Genomic DNA, 358 nt, shown 5'->3' on the forward strand with positions numbered 1-358 from the left:
CGTGCGCGACCGCTCCGACGCGAGCGGGCCGGGGGCCGAGCACGACCTGACCGTGACCGTCGCCGGCGAGGACGGGAGCTTCCGGGCCGCGAAGGAGGCGGCGGCGGCGGTCTCCGCGGCGCTTCTCGACCCGCCGCTCGCGCTCGACGCGGGGCGGCTCCTGCACCTGAGCTTCCGCCGCGCGCGGGCGGACCGTGGGCCGAAGGGCCGCGGCCGGCGCATCGACCTGACCTTCCGCGCGCGCGTAGCGCCGGAGTGAGACCACGGAGGAGAGACGACATGGGCGCCCAGAGCGGCAAGGACATGCTGATCAAGGTGGACCTGACCGGCGACGGCCAGTTCCGCACCATCGCGGGGC

The 358-nt window shown here is 76.3% G+C and carries 1 protein-coding gene; it reads left to right on the forward strand.

The annotated features are described in order from the left end of the window. Positions 1-259, forward strand: a 259-nt coding sequence (locus AB6A65_RS16750; RefSeq protein ID WP_371039510.1) for a DUF3168 domain-containing protein, incomplete at its 5' end; no start/stop codon positions are given. Positions 260-358 lie beyond the last annotated feature (99 nt).

This window comes from Rhodosalinus sp. FB01, from assembly GCF_041365715.1.
Lineage (GTDB): Bacteria > Pseudomonadota > Alphaproteobacteria > Rhodobacterales > Rhodobacteraceae > Rhodosalinus.